The following is a 15,360-nucleotide window of genomic DNA, read 5'->3' on the forward strand; positions in this document are numbered from 1 at the left end:
CCGACAGTTGCACTCCCCTCCCCGGCCCTCCACGCCGTCAGCGCGGGTACGGCGGGAAGCGGCCGGCCAGCTCCCGTACCCGGTCGAGCACCCGCCCGTCCTGCTGAACAGCCGCCGCGAACAGCGCCGCTATCCGCGTCATCTCCGGGCGGCCCATGCCCTGGGTGGTGACCGCGGCGGTCCCCAGCCGGATGCCCCGGCCGTCCCCGTACGGCAGGGCGCATGTGTCGAGGACCATTCCGGCGGCGGCGAGCCGGCCGCGGGCGGTCCGGCCGTCGACACCGAGGCCGGCCGGGTCCGCGCCGACGATGTGCGTGTCCGTTCCGCCCGTCAGCACCGCGAAGCCCTCGTCGGCGAGGCCCTCGGCGAGCGCCCGTGCGTTGGCGACCACCTGATGGGCGTACGCCGTGAAGGCCGGGGTGGCCGCCTCGCCGAAGGCGACGGCCTTGGCCGCGATCGTGTGCATCTGCGCGCCGCCCTGCGTGAAGGGGAACACCGCCCGGTCGATGCGGTCCGCCAACTCGGCCCCGCACAGGATCATCCCGCCGCGCGGACCGCGCAGGACCTTGTGCGTGGTGGCGCAAACAACATCGGCGTACGGGACGGGGCTGGGCGCCGCGCCACCCGCGACCAGACCGATGGGGTGCGCCGCGTCGGCGATCAGATACGCGCCCACCTCGTCGGCGATCTCCCGGAAGGCCGCGTAGTCCGGATGGCGGGGGTAGGAGATCGAGCCGCAGACGATCGCCTTCGGCCGGTGCTGAAGGGCGAGGTGGCGTACCTGGTGGTAGTCGATCAGGCCGGTCTCGGCATCCACGCCGTAGGCGACGAAGTCGAACCAGCGGCCGGAGAAGTTCGCACGCGAGCCGTGCGTGAGGTGCCCGCCGTACGGCAGCCCCATCGCGAGTACGGTGTCGCCGGGCCTCAGCAGCGCCGCGTACGCCGCGAGGACCGCCGAGGACCCCGAGTGCGGCTGGACATTGGCGTGTTCGGCGCCGAACAGAGCCATGGCGCGCTCGACGGCGAGTCGTTCGGCGGCGTCCACGAGTTCGCAGCCGCCGTGGTGGCGGGCACCGGGATAGCCCTCGGCGTACTTGTTGGCGAGCGGCGAGCCGAGGGCCGCGAGGACGGCGGGCGAGGTGAAGTTCTCCGCCGCGATGAGCTGCAGCGTGGTGGCCTGCCGCCGGGCCTCGCTGTAGAGGATGTCTGCGGCCTGCGGGTCCTGACGGCGCAGCGCCTCGAAGGCCGGGCTGTCGTAGACGGCCGGTACGGAACGCACTTCGGGAGTGACGGACATGACGGCTCCGGGTCCTCGGGGGGAGCGCTGCGGCACCTCCAATGTAGGACCGGGCCGCCTCGGCCGCGCGGTGTACGCCGGAGTCCGTGAGCGGGTGCGGCCGGCGGCCGCCCCCGTTCAGGAACGGGCCCGGACGCCGGTCAGCGCAGTGACCACCGGATCGAGCGCCTGGTGGATCTCGTCGCCGATCGAGCGGAAGAACGTGATCGGCGCGCCGTACGGGTCGAAGACCTCGTCCGCGTCGGGGCTCGGCGCCAGCAGCCACCCGCGTAGAGCGGCGGCCGCACGCACCAGCGCACGGGCGCGCTCGACCACGCCGTCCTCCCGCGGGTCGGGCAGCGTGGCCGGGTCGATCGCCCGCACCAGGCGGGTGAACTCCTTGAGCGTGAAGGTCCGCAGGCCCGCCGAGTGCCCCATCGAGATCACCTGGGCGCGGTGGTCCCGCGTCGCGGTGAGGACCAGGTCCGCGCGGATGACGTGCTCGTCGAGCAGTTCGCGGCCCACGAAACCGCTCGCGTCCGCGCCGAAGTCCGCGAGGACGACCTCGGCGTTGGCCTCCATGGGGGCTCCCTCGTGGCCCCAGGTGCCGGCGCTCTCCACGATGAGGCCGCCCGTGAGGGGATCGCCGAGGCGGTCGCTCAGGGCATGGCGGGTCAGCCGCTCGGTGATGGGCGAGCGGCAGACGTTGCCGGTGCTGACGTGGAGGATGCGGAAGGTCGAGGCCGCTCTGCCGGATTCCGCTATGCCACGCCCCTCAGGGGCCGTCACTGGGCCTGTCCTCGGATGTTCGCTCGGCTCACGGAGCCACCTCGAGGTCGGGTACGACCTTGCGCAGCTCGTCCGCCGAGAGGGCACCCTCGCGCAGCAGGACGGGGACCTTGCCGGTGACGTCGACGATGGAGGACGGCACGTTGCCCGGGGTCGGACCGCCGTCCAGGTAGACGGAGACGGAGTCGCCGAGCATCTCCTGGGCGGCGTCGCAGTCCTCCGGCGCGGGGTGTCCCGTGAGGTTGGCGCTGGAGACCGCCATCGGGCCCACCTCGGTGAGCAGTTCGATGGCGACCGGGTGCAGCGGCATACGGATCGCGACGGTCCCCCGGGTGTCGCCGAGGTCCCACTGCAGCGACGGCTGGTGCTTGGCTACCAGCGTCAGCGCGCCCGGCCAGAAGGCGTCGACAAGCTCCCACGCCTGCTCGGAGAAGTCGGTGACGAGGCCGTGCAGGGTGTTCGGGGAACCGATGAGGACGGGCGTGGGCATGTTGCGGCCGCGGCCCTTGGCCTGGAGGAGGTCGGCCACGGCCTCGGAGGTGAAGGCGTCGGCCCCGATCCCGTACACGGTGTCGGTGGGCAGCACGACGAGCTCGCCGCGGCGGACCGCGGAGGCGGCTTCGCGCAGCCCGGTGGTGCGGTCCGTCGCGTCGTTGCAGTCGTATCGCCGAGCCATCAGCGGGCCTCCCTTTTCATGGTCACTCGGTTCTCCCCCAACCTGTGGCGGGGACACCCCCACGGAGCACTGAAGACTCCGCCGACGGCCGACCGTGCACGGTCGCTCACGTGGCGGCAGCCGCATGTGCGGCACAGCCCTCGCGCCCTGCGCGCCCCCGGGGAGTTCGTCCGGGAATGCCCCCACTCCCTTTCGGCGGCGCCGCGCCCCTTCGACACACTCGCTCCAGGGGCCTTCGGCGCCCTCGGGGTCGACGCCGTCATGGCATCGCCTTGCGTGCGGTCGCGAAGCGCGGCCGCTTGTTCAGGTCGGGGTGGTCGGCGGCGTCGGCCCAGCCGGATTCCTCGCTGAAGATCCACGGCACCTGGCCGCCCTGGGTGTCGGCGTGCTCGATGACGACGAGGCCGCCCGGCCGCAGCAGCCGGTGCGCGGTGCGCTCGATACCGCGGATGGTGTCCAGGCCGTCCTCGCCGGAGAACAGGGCCATCTGCGGATCGTGGTCGCGCGCCTCGGGGGCGACGTACTCCCACTCGGTGAGCGGGATGTACGGCGGATTGGAGATGACCAGGTCCACCTGGCCGTCGAGCTCGGGCAGGGCGGAGAGCGCGTCGCCCTGGTGGACGGTGACCCGGGATCCCTCGGCGTTCTTGCGGGTCCACGTCAGGGCGTCCTCGGACAGCTCCACGGCGTGCACGCGCGAACGGGGCACCTCCTGCGCCATGGCCAGCGCGATCGCGCCCGAGCCGGCGCACAGGTCGACGATCAGCGGCTCCACGACGTCCATGGCCCGTACGGCCTCTATGGCCCAGCCGACGACCGACTCGGTCTCGGGTCTGGGCACGAAGACGCCTGGCCCCACCTGGAGCTCCAGGTAGCGGAAGAAGGCCCGACCGGTGATGTGCTGCAGCGGCTCGCGGGCCTCACGGCGCGCGACGGCCTCCCAGTAACGGGCGTCGAAGTCCGCGTCCTTGACGTTGTGGAGCTCTCCGCGCTTCACCCCGTGGACGTAAGCGGCCAGCTCCTCCGCGTCGAAGCGTGGCGACGGCACGCCGGCGTCGGCCAGCCGCTGGGTGGCCTGGGCCACCTCGGCAAGCAGCAGGTTCACGCGCCCACCCTTCCTGTGACGCTCGTGGGACTGATCGCGGGTTACTGCGCGGCTGCGAGCTTGGCCGCGGAGTCCGCGTCGACGCACGCCTGGATGACGGCGTCGAGGTCGCCGTCGAGCACCTGGTCCAAGTTGTACGCCTTGAACCCGACGCGGTGGTCCGAGATCCGGTTTTCCGGGAAGTTGTACGTCCGGATCTTCTCGGACCGGTCGACGGTACGGACCTGGCTGCGGCGGGCGTCCGCCGCTTCCTTCTCGGCCTCCTCCTGCGCGGCTGCGAGCAGCCTGGAACGCAGGATACGCATCGCCTGCTCCTTGTTCTGGAGCTGGCTCTTCTCGTTCTGGCAGGAGGCGACGATGCCGGTCGGCAGGTGCGTGATGCGCACGGCCGAGTCGGTCGTGTTGACGGACTGGCCGCCGGGACCGGAGGAGCGGTAGACGTCGATCCGCAGGTCGTTGGCGTGGATCTCGACGTCGATCTCCTCCGCCTCGGGCGTGACGAGCACACCGGCCGCGGAGGTGTGGATACGGCCCTGGGACTCGGTGGCGGGCACGCGCTGCACGCGGTGCACCCCGCCCTCGTACTTCAGCCGCGCCCAGACGCCCTGGCCGGGCTCGGTCGCCCCCTGGCCGCCCTTGGTCTTCACCGCGACCTGGACGTCCTTGTAGCCGCCCAGCTCTGACTCGGTGGCGTCGATGATCTCGGTCTTCCAGCCGACGCGCTCCGCGTAGCGCAGGTACATGCGCAGCAGGTCACCGGCGAAGAGGGCGGACTCGTCGCCGCCCGCGCCCGCCTTGACCTCGAGGATGACGTCCTTGTCATCGCTGGGGTCGCGCGGGACGAGCAGCAGCCGCAGCTTCTCGGTGAGCGCCTCGCGCTGCCTCTCCAGGTCCTTCACCTCGGCGGCGAAGTCGGGGTCGTCCTGGGCGAATTCCCGGGCCGTCTCGATGTCGTCACCGGTCTGCTTCCAGGAGCGGTACGTGCCGACGATCGGGGTCAGCTCGGCGTAGCGCTTGTTCAGCTTGCGCGCGTTCGCCTGGTCGGCGTGGACCGACGGGTCCGCGAGCTTCTTCTCGAGATCGGCGTGCTCGCCGATCAGTTCCTCGACCGCCTCGAACATCTTCGGGCTCCTGGTTCATACATGTGGGGTGGCTGCTCAGAACGGACAAAGCGCCGGTCCCGGCCGCCCCAAAGAGGGCAGCCGGCGACCGGCGCAGTGGCTCGCTACTTCTTGGCGGAGCCGGCAGCCTTGCCGAAGCGGGCCTCGAAGCGGGCCACACGGCCACCGGTGTCGAGGATCTTCTGCTTGCCCGTGTAGAACGGGTGGCACTCGGAGCAGACCTCGGCGCGGATGTTGCCGCTGGAGATCGTGCTGCGGGTGGTGAACGACGCACCGCAGGTGCAGCTGACCTGGGTCTCGACGTACTCGGGGTGGATGTCGCGCTTCAAGGTGTCTCCTAGTTTCGGGAGGGCGCCGGGTCGTACGTGCGGATTGCTCGTACGTGAACCGGGGCCGACGTACCAGTCTGCCAGGACTGGCCGTATCTCCCAAACCGGGGTGGGGCCCCAGGTATTCCGGGCCTCGTCCGCTGGTATGGGTGGCTTTTACCGCCACGCGCCGTACCGCAGCGGCTACCGAACGCATCGCCCCGGGGCTACTGGCTGCTCACCACGTCGGCGGCCTCGCCCTTGTCGCCCGCGGAGTCCTCGAGCGCGGCGGCAGGGATCGGCCGGTCCTGCTTGAGCGCCCGCCACACCTGCGCGGCGCCCGTCTCGACCGGGACGACCCGGTTGGGGTCGAGGGGGTCGTAGCGGACGGGCATGGTGACCATGTGGACGTCCTCGGCGCCGAGCGAGCTCAGGCCGCGGGCGAAGCCGAGCAGCTCGTTCACGGAGTCGAGCTCGGAGTCGGGGGTGATGGCCTTGCTGCCGGCGTCGGCGAGGTCGAGAAGCCTCTTCGGGTTGCCGAAGACCCCGACGTCCTTGACCTGGTCGATGAACGCCTTGATGAACGCCTGCTGGAGCTGAATGCGCCCGAGGTCGCTGCCGTCGCCGACACTCTTGCGGGTGCGGACGAGTCCGAGCGACTGCTCGCCGTCGAGCGTGTGGGTGCCGGGCGGGAGGCTGAGGTGGCTCTTGGGGTCGTCGATGGGCCGCGTCGTGGTGATCTCCACGCCGCCCAGCTCGTCGATCAGGTTCTTGAAGCCGGTGAAGTCGACCTCGATGTAGTGATCCATGCGGATGCCGGACATCGCCTCGACGGTCTTGACGGCGCAGGCCGGGCCGCCGACCTCGTACGCGGTGTTGAACATCGCGCGGGAGGCGCCGGGGACGGCGGGGCCCTTGCCGTCGGTGCAGTCCGGCCGCTTTATGAGGGTGTCGCGGGGTATGGAGACCACGCTGGCCTTCTTGCGGCCCTGGTAGACGTGCACGACCATCGCGGTGTCGGAGCGGGCTGCGCCTTCGTCGGTGCCGTACTCGGCGTTCGCGCCGGAGCGGGAGTCCGAGCCCAGGACCAGGATGTCCATGGAGCCGTTGTCGATGTTCTTCGGCCGGTCGGTGCCGAGGGCCTGGTTGATGTCGACGCCGTCGAGGTTTCCGTTGACCGTGAAGTAGACGTAGCCGAGGCCGGAGCCGCCGGCGAGGACGAGGGCCGCGGCGGACCATGCGGCGGCCGTCCACAGCCTGCGGCCCGTCGCGGGCTGCCTGCGGCGCTTGCCGCTCGGGGGTCCCCCCACGCCCCCTGGGCGTAGGGGGAGTATGTCGCCGCCGCCGCTGCTCGTGTCGGTCATGGTCTCCTCGACTCTGTCGGACCGTTGCCCCTGGGATGACAGACGGTGAAGCGTCGTGAAGGGTTGCACGGCCGTCCGAGAAGTCCGTGAGAACGTCCGCCGGAACGACGTGTGCCCACCGCGCATCGCAGCACGGTGGGCACAGCGGCCGTTCAGCGCCGGGACCCGTGGCCGGACCCCGCTGCCGTGTCGAAGATCTCTCAGTCGTTGCCGTTGGCGATGCCGGGAGTGGTCTTCTGGATCTGGAGCAGGAACTCGCCGTTCGACTTGGTCTGCTTCATCTTGTCGAGCAGCAGCTCGATCGCCTGCTGCTGGTCCAGCGCGTGCAGCACACGGCGCAGCTTCCAGGTGACGGCGAGCTCGTCGCTGCCGAGCAGGATCTCTTCCTTGCGGGTGCCGGACGCGTCGACGTCCACAGCCGGGAAGATGCGCTTGTCGGCGAGCTTCCGGTCGAGCTTGAGCTCCGCGTTGCCGGTGCCCTTGAACTCTTCGAAGATCACCTCGTCCATGCGCGAACCCGTGTCGACCAGGGCGGTCGCGAGGATGGTCAGAGATCCGCCGTCCTCGATGTTGCGCGCGGCACCGAAGAAGCGCTTCGGCGGGTACAGCGCGGTCGAGTCGACACCACCGGACAGGATGCGTCCGGAGGCCGGGGCCGCGAGGTTGTACGCGCGGCCGAGGCGGGTGATCGAGTCCAGCAGGACGACCACGTCGTGACCCAGCTCGACGAGGCGCTTGGCGCGCTCGATGGCCAGCTCGGCAACGGTGGTGTGGTCCTCGGCCGGACGGTCGAAGGTCGAGGAGATGACCTCGCCCTTGACCGACCGCTGCATGTCGGTGACCTCTTCCGGACGCTCGTCGACCAGGACGACCATCAGGTGGCACTCGGGGTTGTTGTGCGTGATCGCGTTGGCGATCGCCTGCATGATCATGGTCTTGCCGGTCTTCGGCGGGGCCACGATCAGACCGCGCTGGCCCTTGCCGATCGGCGCGACGAGGTCGATGATGCGGGTCGTCAGCACTCCCGGGTCCGTCTCCAGACGGAGGCGGTCCTGCGGGTAGAGCGGGGTCAGCTTGTTGAACTCGGGGCGGCCGCGGCCCGATTCGGGCGCCATGCCGTTGACCGAGTCGAGGCGGACCAGCGCGTTGAACTTCTCGCGGCGCTCGCCCTCCTTGGGCTGGCGCACGGCACCGGTGACGTGGTCGCCCTTGCGCAGGCCGTTCTTGCGGACCTGGGCGAGGGAGACGTACACGTCGTTCGGGCCGGGCAGGTAGCCGGAGGTCCGGATGAACGCGTAGTTGTCGAGGATGTCCAGGATGCCCGCGACGGGGATCAGGACGTCGTCCTCGGAGACCTGCGGCTCGCCGCTCGCGAAGTCGTCACGGCCACGGCGGCCACGGCGGTCGCGGTAGCGGCCACGGCGTCCGCGCCGGCCGCTGCCGTCCTCGTCGAAGTCGTCCTGCGGGCCGCCGCCCTGCGGGCTCGGACCCTGCTGGCCGCCCTGGCGCTGCGTGCGCTGGCCGCCCTGCTGGTCGTCCCCCTTGCCCCGACGGTCACGCTGCCGGTCACGGCGCTCACCGCGCTCACCGCCGCGCTCGCCGCGCTGGCCGCGGTCCTGGCGGTCGCGGCGGCCTTCGGCGGTGTCCACGGCGGACTCGGCCTTGGGCTCGGGCTGTGCGTCCGTCCTGACGTCGGTCCTGACCTCGACGGCGGTGTCACCGCGCGCCTCGGTACGCGTCTCCGGGGTGCCCGCCTGCGCGGTGGCACGGCGACGCCGGCGCTCACCGGCCGGCTGGTCGTCGCTGGCCGGCTGACCGGGGATCTCGATCTGCTGCTGGGCGACAGCCTTCTCGGTCTTGTCCGCCTTGTCCGCCTTCTCCTCGGCCGGGGCGGCGTCGTCACCCGTACGCGTCTTGGCGGTGGCACGGCGCTTCGGCTTCGCCGGCGCCTCGGTGGACGCGGCGTCGGCGCTCTTCGCCGGGGAGGCCCCGGAGCCGGCCTGCGCCTCCTTGATGACCTCGATCAGCTGGCTCTTGCGCATCCGCGCAGTGCCCCTGATGCCGAGGCCGGACGCGACCTGCTGCAGCTCGGCCAGGACCATGCCGTCGAGGCCGGTGCCGGAGCGGCGGCGCCGTGCGGTGGTGCCGGAGGCAGCACCTGCGGCGGGCGCGGCGGTGTCGACGTTCTTGTCGGCAGTCACGCCCATCAGATCGGTGGTGTCGCTCACGAAGGGTCCTTCCCTGGAGCGGACGTCGGCCTTCTGGCTCGGCGACCGGTTGTGCTGTCCGGCATCGGTCCGTCGCAGCGGATCGTGTCGGAGCGGTGGTCCCGCCGGTGCAAATCAACGGCGGAGAGATATACATGCATACGTGCAGGGCCCGGCCCGAGGTCCCCCCGCTCGGCCCACTCCTGGAAAAGCGAGGGGTGTCGTGCCGGTTCCGGAGCGTGCTCGAAACTGCTCAGGCAGGCTGCTCAGGCAGTGTGGGAGGCTCTCGGAAGAATGGTGGTCCCGATGAGGGACACGCAGCACCGCGTCTCGACGACGACGGTTGCAGACTTGAGGTTAACACTACCGGCTCCAACAAACATTCCCCCTCTCTGTCACCGGCAATCGCGTGTCACTGGGGTGCGAGCGGCAGAACGCTCGCTCCCGCGGTGTCGAAGGCGAGCCGGTTGGCCGCCCATCCCTCGCCCGCCAGCAGTGCGACCTTGTCGGCCACACCGTTCTCGGCCAGCGCAAGCACCGTGGGGCCCGCGCCGGAGATGACTGCGGGGACGCCGTCGGCGCGCAGTCGGTTCACCAGCTCGATGCTCTCCGGCATGGCCGGCGCCCGGTACTCCTGGTGCAGCCGGTCCTCGGTCGCGGGGAGCAGCAGCTCGGGACGCCGGGTCAGTGCCTCGACCAGCAGCGCCGCACGGCCCGCGTTCGTCGCGGCGTCGACATGCGGGACGCTGCGCGGCAGCAGTCCGCGGGCCGTCTCGGTGAGCACCGGCTTCCCGGGGACGAAAACCACCGGAACGACGGAATCGGAGGGGTCCATCCTGATCGCCCTTGCCGCTCCGGCCTCGGTCCAGGCCAGGGTGAAGCCGCCGAGCAGACAGGCGGCCACATTGTCGGGGTGGCCCTCGATCTCGGTGGCGAGTTCCAGCAGGGCCGCGTCGTCGAGCTTGGCGTCACCGCCTATGGTGACCGCCCGGGCGGCGACGATGCCGGCGCAGATGGCGGCCGAGGAGGAGCCGAGACCTCGGCCGTGCGGAATGCGGTTGGCGCAGACGACCTCCAGGCCGCGCGGCTGCCCGCCGAGCAGGTCGAAGGCGGTGCGCAGGGAGCGCACGAGCAGGTGGCTCTCGTCGCGGGGCAGCGTCGTGGCGCCCTCACCCGCGATGTCGATGTGCAGACCGGAATCCGCGACCCGGACGACGACGTCGTCGTACAGACCGAGCGACAGCCCGAGGGCATCGAAGCCCGGACCGAGGTTGGCGCTGGTGGCAGGGACGCGCACCCGGACGGCGGCGGCGCGGAACGCTGGACCGGCCATCGCTCGACGACTCTCCTTGGTTCTGAACTGTGAGATGAGATTTGTTCGAGAGGACGAACACCCGATGGCCTCAATGGCAACAACACCGCGGCATATGCGGCGGGGCGGGTTCGGGTACAGCCTATCGAAGGAAAGTTCACCTGCGACATAGGGCGCACAGGAGGCGCACGATGCGTGTCGCGGGCGCCCTGTGCCCCTGCGGGTGCCGTTGTCCTGGTTGCCCTGCGTTCCCGCAGGGCAACCAGGCGGCCGCAAGAGGACGTTGGGCCGGATCCCGGAGGCGGGGCCGGCCCGCTACGCGAGGCCGAGGCGCTCGGCAGCGGCCGAGGCGTCCACCGGGACGGTGACCGGCTGGGGTGCGCCGGCGACGGCCCAGTCGGGGTCCTTCAGACCGTTTCCGGTGACCGTGCACACGATCTTCTGGCCCGGGTCGACCTTGCCCTGCTCGGCGGCCTTGAGCAGACCGGCGACGGAAGCGGCCGACGCCGGCTCGACGAAGACACCCTCCTGCGACGCCAACAGCCGGTAGGCGCGCAGGATCTCACGGTCCGTCACCTCGTCGATGAAGCCGCCGGACTCCTCACGCGCGGCCAGCGCCTGCGTCCAGGAGGCCGGGTTCCCGATCCGGATCGCGGTGGCGATCGTCGACGGGTCCTTGACGACCTCGCCCCGCACGATCGGCGCGGAACCGGACGCCTGGAAACCCCACATCCGGGGAGTGCGGGAGGACATGCCGTCCGCGGCGTACTCCTTGTAGCCCTTCCAGTACGCCGTGATGTTGCCGGCGTTGCCGACGGGCAGCACATGGATGTCGGGGGCGTCGCCGAGCGCGTCGACGATCTCGAAGGACGCGGTCTTCTGGCCCTCGATACGGTACGGGTTCACCGAATTGACCAGCGCCACCGGGTAGTTCTCGGACAGGCTGCGGGCCAGGTTGAGGCAGTCGTCGAAGTTGCCGTCGACCTGGAGGATCTTCGAGCCGTAGACCAGCGCCTGGCCCATCTTACCGAGCGCGATCTTGCCCTGCGGCACGAGGACCGCGCAGACCATCCCGGCGCGTACCGCGTACGCGGCGGCGGAGGCGGAGGTATTGCCGGTGGAGGCGCAGATGACGGCCTGCGCGCCCTCCTCCTTGGCCCGGGTGATGGCCATCGTCATACCGCGGTCCTTGAAGGACCCGGTGGGGTTGGCGCCCTCGACCTTGAGGTGCACCTCGCAGCCCGTGCGCTCGGAGAGGACCTGCGCCGGGACGAGCGGCGTGCCACCCTCACGGAGCGTGACGACCGGCGTCGTGTCCGTGACCGGAAGGCGGTCCCGGTACTCCTCGATGATGCCGCGCCACTGGTGGGTGCCGTTGGTGGTCATGGGTCCCTTACTCCCCTTCAACACGCATGATGCTGGCGACACCGCGCACGGTGTCGAGCTTGCGCAGCGCCTCGACGGTCCCGGACAGGGCGGCGTCGGGCGCGCGGTGGGTGACGACGACGAGCGATGCCTCGCCGTCCTTCCCCTGCTGACGGACCGTGTCGATCGACACGCCGTGCTCGGCGAAGACCGTCGCGACCTGGGCGAGAACGCCCGGCTTGTCGGCCACGTCGAGGCTGATGTGGTACCGCGTCACGACCTCGCCCATGGAGCTCACGGGCAGCTGGGTGTACGCGGATTCGCCGGGACCGGTCGCCTCGGCGAGCTTGTTGCGGCAGACGGCGACGAGGTCGCCGAGGACCGCGGAGGCGGTGGGCGAGCCGCCGGCGCCGGGGCCGTAGAACATCAGGCGGCCTGCGGCCTCGGCCTCGACGAACACCGCGTTGTACGCCTCGCGGACCGACGCCAACGGGTGGCTGAGCGGAATCATCGCCGGATGCACGCGGGCCGTCACCGACTGCCCGTCCGCCGCCCGCTCGCAGATGGCGAGCAGCTTGATGGTGCAGCCCATGCGCTTGGCGGAGGCGAAGTCCGCGGCGGTGACCTCGGTCATGCCCTCGCGGTAGACGTCGTCGAGCCGTACGCGCGTGTGGAAGGCGATCCCGGCCAGGATGGCGGCCTTGGCGGCGGCGTCGAAGCCCTCGACGTCGGCGGTCGGGTCGGCCTCGGCGTACCCGAGGGCGGTCGCCTCGTCGAGCGCCTCGGAGTAGCCCGCCCCGGACGTGTCCATCTTGTCCAGGATGAAGTTCGTCGTGCCGTTGACGATGCCGAGCACGCGGTTGACCTTGTCGCCCGCCAGGGACTCGCGCAGCGGCCTGATAAGCGGGATGGCGCCCGCGACCGCCGCCTCGAAGTAGAGGTCGCGGCCGTGCTGCTCGGCGGCGGCGTACAGCGTCGCGCCGTCCTCGGCGAGGAGCGCCTTGTTGGCGGAGACGACCGACGCGCCGTGCTCGAACGCCGTGGTGATGAGGGTGCGGGCGGGCTCGATGCCGCCGATGACCTCGATGGCGACGTCGATGTCGCCGCGTTTGACCAGCGCGGTGGCATCGGTGGTGATCAGGGAGGGGTCGATGCCCTCGCGGATCTTGGAGGGGCGGCGCACGGCGACCCCGGCGAGCTCCACCGGGGCGCCGATGCGCGCGGCGAGGTCGTCGGCGTGCGTCGTCATGATGCGCGCCACCTCTGAGCCGACCACTCCACAGCCCAGCAGCGCCACCTTCAGCGGACGCGTACGCATCATCCGACCTCGTTTCGTTTACTTCTACGGTTGGACCAGTCTCACCCACCGGACCGAAGTTTCTATCCCTCGTCCGGAATACGAGACACCTATCTCAATTAACCGACATCGAGACGCAGGAGATCTTCCTCCGTCTCACGCCGGACGATCACCCGCGCCTCACCGTCCCTGACGGCGACGACGGGCGGGCGAAGTGCGTGGTTGTAGTTGCTGGCCATGGAGCGGCAGTACGCGCCGGTGGCCGGCACGGCGATCAGGTCGCCGGGCGCCAGGTCGGCGGGCAGGAACGCGTCCTTGACCACGATGTCGCCGCTCTCGCAGTGCTTGCCGACGACTCGGCTGAGCATCGGCGCGGCTTCGCTGGTGCGGGACACCAGGACGACGCTGTACTCGGCGTCGTACAGGGCGGTGCGGATGTTGTCCGACATGCCGCCGTCGACGCTGACGTAGGTCCGCAGACCCTCCAGGGGCTTGACCGTACCCACCTCGTACAGCGTGAAGACCGTCGGCCCGACGATGGCGCGGCCCGGCTCGACGGAGATGCGGGGGGTGCGCAGCCCGGCGGCCTCACACTCGCGGGTGACGATCTCGCCGAGGGCCTTCGCGATCTCGTGCGGCTCGCGCGGGTCGTCGTCGGGGGTGTACGCGATGCCGAGGCCGCCGCCGAGGTCGATCTCGGGCAGCTCGACGCCGTGCTCGTCGCGTACCTCGGCCAGCAGCTGCACCACGCGCCGGGCGGAGACCTCGAAGCCGGCCATGTCGAAGATCTGCGACCCGATGTGGGAGTGGATGCCGATGAGCTCCAGCCCGTCGAGCTTCAGCGCGCGGCGCACCGCCTCGGCAGCCTGCCCGCCCGCGAGCGCGATCCCGAACTTCTGGTCCTCGTGGGCCGTGGCGATGAACTCGTGCGTGTGCGCCTCGACGCCGACGGTCACCCGGATCTGGACCGGCTGCCGCTTGCCCAGGCCCTGCGCGATGTGCGCGACGCGGACGATCTCCTGGAAGGAGTCGAGCACGATGCGCCCGACGCCGGCGCGCACGGCGCGCTCGATCTCGGCCTCGGACTTGTTGTTGCCGTGGAAGGCGATGCGCTCGGCGGGCATCCCGGCATCGAGGGCGGTCGCCAGCTCGCCCCCGGAGCACACGTCCAGATTGAGCCCTTCCTCCTTCAGCCAGCGCACGACGGCGCGGCTGAGGAACGCCTTCCCCGCGTAGAAGACATCGGCGTCCTTGCCGAACGCCTCGGCCCAGGCACGGCAGCGGGCGCGGAAGTCGGCCTCGTCCAGGAAGTAGGCGGGCGTGCCGAACTCCTCGGCGAGCCGGGCGACATCGATCCCGCCGACGGTCACGACACCGTCCGTGTCACGGGTGACCGTGCTGGACCACACCTTGCCGTCGAGGGCATTGAGGTCGGTGGGCGGGGCGCTGTAGTGACCCTCGGGAAGGACGTCGGCGTGACGGGGCCCGGCGGGGTGGGCGGATCGGCTCATCTGTCTCTCACATCTCACAAGTATTCGGGTGCGCTGATGCCGAGCAGGGACAGGCCACCTGCAAGCACCGTCCCGGCGGCTTCGGCGAGGGCCAGCCGGGAGCGGTGGGCGGCCGAGGGTTTCTCGTCCCCGAGGGGCAGCACCGTGTGCTGAAAGGCGAGGAGCGCGTCGGCGGTGACGTCCAGATGCCGTGCGAGCCGGTCGGGCGCGCGCAGGCGGGCGGCGCCGGCGACGACCGCGGGGTGATCGCCGACGGCGGTTGTGAGGGCGGGGGCGTCGACGTACGCGTCGGGTGCGGCGCCGAACCCGAGCTGCTCGGCGCTCCGGCTGAGCGCCCTGGCGCGGGCGTGGGCGTACCGCACCTTGTGGAGTGGGTTGCGCTCGTGCTGCACGAGGAGGTCCTCGGTACGGGGCCGGTCGTGCGCGGCGGCGGCGAGGAGGGCCCAGCGGGCGGCGTCGTTCCCCAGCGTCGTGAACAGGTCGCCGCGGGGCGCGGGCACGACGGTGACGCTCTCGCCGTCGAGGGGCCGGGCGCCGAGCCGTACGAGGGTCTCGGCCCAGACGCGGGCACGCACCTCGTCGGGGTGCGGGAAGCCGGTGCCCGGCAGGGGGTCGCCGTACTGCGCCCCCTGGCGGCGCACGGTCTCGACGAGTCGCTGCTGGGCGCTGCCCGCGAGAGTGAAGTTGAGGAACCCGGGCCCGGTGATCTCGATGCGCTCGATGCCGTCGGCGTGGCCGATGCGCTCCTTGAGGAGGGCGGCCACGTCGCCGGCCGGCCGCCCGGCCGGCCCCGCGAGCCGGAGGGCGACATTGGTGGCGTAGTCCCCGCGCCCGCCGGGCCGTGGCCGCTCGATCCGCACGCTCTCGGGCACGGGCGCCCGCAGCGCACCGTCCTCCACCGCACGGCACACGGCGTGCAGCACGGTACGGGAGAGCTCTGCGGGGGTCACGGGACAAGCGTATGGGAGGGAGGGGGTCCCTTTGCGAACCGGTTTCGCCATGCGGGCAGCGGGGGGGTCGGTCCACGGG

Annotated in this window: 13 protein-coding genes; all 13 read right to left on the bottom strand. The window is 71.1% G+C overall.

All coding sequences use genetic code 11. The features are described from left to right. Nucleotides 1-37: 37 nt before the first annotated feature. The 13 genes from glyA to nrtL all read right to left on the bottom strand — a co-directional run bounded on the left by glyA (nucleotide 38) and on the right by nrtL (nucleotide 15,281). A complete protein-coding gene (glyA, locus tag J7E88_RS25620; RefSeq protein ID WP_251023167.1) occupies nucleotides 38-1,297 on the bottom strand; it encodes a serine hydroxymethyltransferase in 1,260 nt (419 codons plus the stop codon). A 117-nt stretch (nucleotides 1,298-1,414) separates the two neighbouring features. Then, a complete protein-coding gene (locus J7E88_RS25625) occupies nucleotides 1,415-2,065 on the bottom strand; it encodes a protein-tyrosine-phosphatase (protein ID WP_215185048.1) in 651 nt (216 codons plus the stop codon). A gap of 28 nt (nucleotides 2,066-2,093) precedes the next feature. Beyond that, on the bottom strand, nucleotides 2,094-2,741 hold the full coding sequence (locus tag J7E88_RS25630; RefSeq protein WP_215185050.1) for an L-threonylcarbamoyladenylate synthase: 648 nt from the start codon (nucleotides 2,739-2,741) through the stop codon (nucleotides 2,094-2,096). A gap of 259 nt (nucleotides 2,742-3,000) precedes the next feature. Next, entirely contained in the window at nucleotides 3,001-3,846 is an 846-nt protein-coding gene (gene prmC, locus J7E88_RS25635; RefSeq protein WP_215185052.1) for a peptide chain release factor N(5)-glutamine methyltransferase, read from the bottom strand. A gap of 41 nt (nucleotides 3,847-3,887) precedes the next feature. Next, a complete protein-coding gene (prfA, locus tag J7E88_RS25640) occupies nucleotides 3,888-4,967 on the bottom strand; it encodes a peptide chain release factor 1 (protein ID WP_215185054.1) in 1,080 nt (359 codons plus the stop codon). A 104-nt stretch (nucleotides 4,968-5,071) separates the two neighbouring features. Next, the gene (gene rpmE / locus J7E88_RS25645; RefSeq protein ID WP_187811819.1) at nucleotides 5,072-5,296 is read right to left on the bottom strand and encodes a 50S ribosomal protein L31; all 225 of its coding nucleotides are present in this window, start codon (nucleotides 5,294-5,296) and stop codon (nucleotides 5,072-5,074) included. A gap of 206 nt (nucleotides 5,297-5,502) precedes the next feature. Continuing rightward, nucleotides 5,503-6,639, bottom strand: a complete 1,137-nt coding sequence (locus J7E88_RS25650) for an LCP family protein (RefSeq protein ID WP_215185056.1) — start codon at nucleotides 6,637-6,639, stop codon at nucleotides 5,503-5,505. 200 nt (nucleotides 6,640-6,839) lie between these two features. Further along, nucleotides 6,840-8,867, bottom strand: coding sequence for a transcription termination factor Rho (gene rho / locus J7E88_RS25655; RefSeq protein WP_215185058.1), 2,028 nt, complete (start codon nucleotides 8,865-8,867; stop codon nucleotides 6,840-6,842). Nucleotides 8,868-9,258: 391 nt separating this feature from the next. Then, nucleotides 9,259-10,179, bottom strand: a complete 921-nt coding sequence (thrB, locus tag J7E88_RS25660) for a homoserine kinase (RefSeq protein ID WP_215185060.1) — start codon at nucleotides 10,177-10,179, stop codon at nucleotides 9,259-9,261. A gap of 294 nt (nucleotides 10,180-10,473) precedes the next feature. Continuing rightward, nucleotides 10,474-11,544, bottom strand: a complete 1,071-nt coding sequence (gene thrC / locus J7E88_RS25665) for a threonine synthase (protein WP_215185062.1) — start codon at nucleotides 11,542-11,544, stop codon at nucleotides 10,474-10,476. A 7-nt stretch (nucleotides 11,545-11,551) separates the two neighbouring features. After that, complete coding sequence (locus J7E88_RS25670) at nucleotides 11,552-12,841, bottom strand: homoserine dehydrogenase (protein WP_215185101.1); 1,290 nt, start codon at nucleotides 12,839-12,841, stop codon at nucleotides 11,552-11,554. 98 nt (nucleotides 12,842-12,939) lie between these two features. Continuing rightward, the gene (gene lysA, locus J7E88_RS25675) at nucleotides 12,940-14,331 is read right to left on the bottom strand and encodes a diaminopimelate decarboxylase (RefSeq protein WP_215185064.1); all 1,392 of its coding nucleotides are present in this window, start codon (nucleotides 14,329-14,331) and stop codon (nucleotides 12,940-12,942) included. Between the two features lie 14 nt (nucleotides 14,332-14,345). Further along, complete coding sequence (gene nrtL, locus J7E88_RS25680) at nucleotides 14,346-15,281, bottom strand: ArgS-related anticodon-binding protein NrtL (RefSeq protein WP_215185065.1); 936 nt, start codon at nucleotides 15,279-15,281, stop codon at nucleotides 14,346-14,348. Nucleotides 15,282-15,360: the final 79 nt, after the last annotated feature.

The organism is Streptomyces sp. ISL-10, assembly GCF_018614575.1.
Classification (GTDB): domain Bacteria; phylum Actinomycetota; class Actinomycetes; order Streptomycetales; family Streptomycetaceae; genus Streptomyces.

Excerpts from the sequence above, each read along its gene's own strand:
- J7E88_RS25670 (WP_215185101.1), bottom strand. The coding sequence starts at position 12,841 with ATGCGTACGCGTCCGCTGAAGGTGGCGCTGCTGGGCTGTGGAGTGGTC.
- lysA (WP_215185064.1), bottom strand. The coding sequence starts at position 14,331 with ATGAGCCGATCCGCCCACCCCGCCGGGCCCCGTCACGCCGACGTCCTT.
- J7E88_RS25650 (WP_215185056.1), bottom strand. The coding sequence starts at position 6,639 with ATGACCGACACGAGCAGCGGCGGCGGCGACATACTCCCCCTACGCCCA.
- prfA (WP_215185054.1), bottom strand. The coding sequence starts at position 4,967 with ATGTTCGAGGCGGTCGAGGAACTGATCGGCGAGCACGCCGATCTCGAG.
- J7E88_RS25630 (WP_215185050.1), bottom strand. The coding sequence starts at position 2,741 with ATGGCTCGGCGATACGACTGCAACGACGCGACGGACCGCACCACCGGG.
- glyA (WP_251023167.1), bottom strand. The coding sequence starts at position 1,297 with ATGTCCGTCACTCCCGAAGTGCGTTCCGTACCGGCCGTCTACGACAGC.
- thrB (WP_215185060.1), bottom strand. The coding sequence starts at position 10,179 with ATGGCCGGTCCAGCGTTCCGCGCCGCCGCCGTCCGGGTGCGCGTCCCT.
- thrC (WP_215185062.1), bottom strand. The coding sequence starts at position 11,544 with ATGACCACCAACGGCACCCACCAGTGGCGCGGCATCATCGAGGAGTAC.